This is a genomic window from Bacteroides sp. GD17 (assembly GCF_038448625.1).
Classification (GTDB): Bacteria; Bacteroidota; Bacteroidia; order Bacteroidales; family Bacteroidaceae; genus Bacteroides.
Window position 1 is genome coordinate 1 of the sequence record NZ_JBCEZS010000046.1, and the last position, 2,544, is coordinate 2,544.

The 2,544-nt window shown below is 48.4% G+C and carries 2 protein-coding genes; both read right to left on the reverse strand.

The window, feature by feature from the left end; translation table 11 throughout:
- Positions 1 to 134: 134 nt before the first annotated feature.
- Complete coding sequence (locus AAE250_RS23435; protein ID WP_342289494.1) at positions 135 to 1,001, reverse strand: hypothetical protein; 867 nt, start codon at positions 999 to 1,001, stop codon at positions 135 to 137.
- A 7-nt stretch (positions 1,002 to 1,008) separates the two neighbouring features.
- Positions 1,009 to 2,544 (reverse strand): ABC transporter ATP-binding protein (locus tag AAE250_RS23440; protein ID WP_342289495.1); only part of this gene is annotated, 1,536 nt, incomplete at its 5' end.

Consider the following 2,544-nt stretch of genomic DNA (forward strand, 5'->3'; position numbering starts at 1 on the left):
CCACCGATGAGGAGTTTCACGGTATGGCCTTGTTTCAGCGCTTCGGCAGCTTCGGAAAAGAAGTTATTGGGTAGCACTATTTTCTTCATACGCTCTTTCTTTATATGTACCTTTTCTATTTCTATATGCCTTCTCTATATGCCGAATATTGTCTTGCATGATAGACGGGCTGCATCGGCATTGGGCAGGCAAGACAGGTGATATACCGGTACAGTGGAAAGTAGAACACTCAAAACGCCACTGATATGATCATACAGTCTTTCATCATAGGCAAAGCAAGGAGGGCACGAAGGGTGTACGGCTGCATATCCCCGAGATACACTCAGTTTCTTTATTTCATTGTGTGGGGCTTGGGATAGACGTACGCAAGCCGCCAGCGGATAACTTTCATTCTTATAACATGGTGTCTTGCCGCTCCACGGGCTGCCATACACCCATGGCTTTCCGTCGATGATACGGAGGATGGGGCTGTCATCATTCAGCAGTATAGCGCCTTCTATGTTTTCGCACCACAACCGGGTATGTGTACTTTTCCCGGTGCCGCTCTCACCTAAAAAGAACACAGCCTTGTTCTTATACTGAATCGTACTGGTATGAATCGCTACAGTCAGAAAAGGGGCTGTCGCCACTCCATAAGCCATCCAGCAGGCGAAACGCAGTAGCATAGGGGTGAAGTTACCTTCGAAACAGGCTGTATGCCCATTCTTGTCTATCCACAATCTCAGCGGTTCGCCATTCGGGGGAGTCATGTCAAAGGCATATCCGCCGGCATAATATCCAAAGCGGCTCATAACGCCGTCACTTTCATTACGATATAGTTCTTTTCCAAATACAAATTCTTTTCTTTCAAATGCTTTTTCAGATGCTACAAACCGACAGAGCGGTTCACCGGCAAGCCCTGTTTTAAATACCGAGAATCCGTGCATTGCTTCTATGGCTTGCACCAACTTGTCACCTTCCACCCGGATACGGTGTCCGGCTATCAAATAATCCTGTTCCATTATCTTCTTACATTTTATTATTATATACTATATCACAAACATCCAAATCGAATATTCGGTCGCAGAAAGCCAACGAGCTTTCACGATGGGCAATCACAATCAGCGTCAATTCACGATGTTGCAAGGAGAGCGTTTCCAAAGCATGGTTGATCTCTTGTTCTGTTTTGTTATCCAAAGCCGAAGTAGCTTCATCGAAAAACAAGACCTCAGCCTCCTTGTATAACGCCCGTGCAATGCCGATGCGTTGTTTCTGACCGCCGGATAATCGACTGCCGTATTCGCCCAACGATGTGTCAAGGCCTTGCGGTAATCCATCCGCCCATTCCTTGAGTTGTACTTGCTCCAGTACTTGCATCACTTTTGCCCGGTCGGGCAGCGATTGTCCCAATGCGATGTTGTCCGCAAGCGTACCTTCTATGATAAATATCTCCTGCGGTACATATCCCACCAGTTTATGCCATTCACTTCGATTGGCAGTAGTCAGTTCCCGGCCGTCTATCAGTATTTCGCCGGATGTAGGCGAGAAGAATCCGAGCATCAGATTGAAGAGGGTAGACTTTCCCGCTCCGCTTGCTCCGCGTACGCCGATGCGTTCGCCACGGCTGATATTCAAATTTAGATTACTGAAGAGTATATGCCCATCGGGAAAAGCAAAACTCAATCCACGTAATTCAAGGTTATGCTCGAATACAAACGGTGGTTCATTCTGCACCAATGAGAACTCACTCCGTGCCTTTGATTTTGTTTCCTCTATTCGTTTTGATTTCTCTCTTTGCTCCGTATTGTCAGTTTCTTCCGTATTGTCACTTATTCCTTCTTCTACCACAGTAATGGTATGTGATGCATTCTGCAACGTCACCCAGCTGTTCAATATCCCCCTCACCGCAGGAATCAACCGGAAAGCCGCCACAGCAAACACGCCGCCCGTCAATCCCGGACTTCCGCTTCCCGTACCTATCAGCAATGCCAGCCCGCCCACTATCGCCACTTCCGACAGAAACGACGGGAATAACTGATACACCTCCATCCGCAAGCGGTTCCGGACAATAAACTCCAGTCCTTCGTTAAAGGAAGCAAGGGAAGAGTGGAAAGCTTGTGCAATCTCCAGTTCGGCATACCCCCGAAAAGCTTCCACTACGGTACGGCTTTGCTTGCGCCGCGCCTCCAGCTCCTCCATGCCGTAACGGCGCAAACGTTTCCTGACCAGCCCTATATACAAACTTGCCAGAAGCAGGAAAGCCACACACAACAGACATCCTGCAAGCGGCTCCCAAACAACAAGAGCCGTCACCATCAGCAGCACCAGCACAGCCTCTCCCGCCATTCGAAAAACGGGCGCCAATACGCACGAACTGAACATATAACAGACATAGTTCACCTCATGCCCCAACCGGACACTGCTCTTTTCTTTCAAATAAAGCAACCCTCGATGGTAGTAATTGGCAAACATCCGCCTACTGAACTCACGGTATATCTCCAACTGATAACTACTCTGTAACCTCGCCAGCAGCACAATCGCACCATTCTTCAGCGCCACAAACAG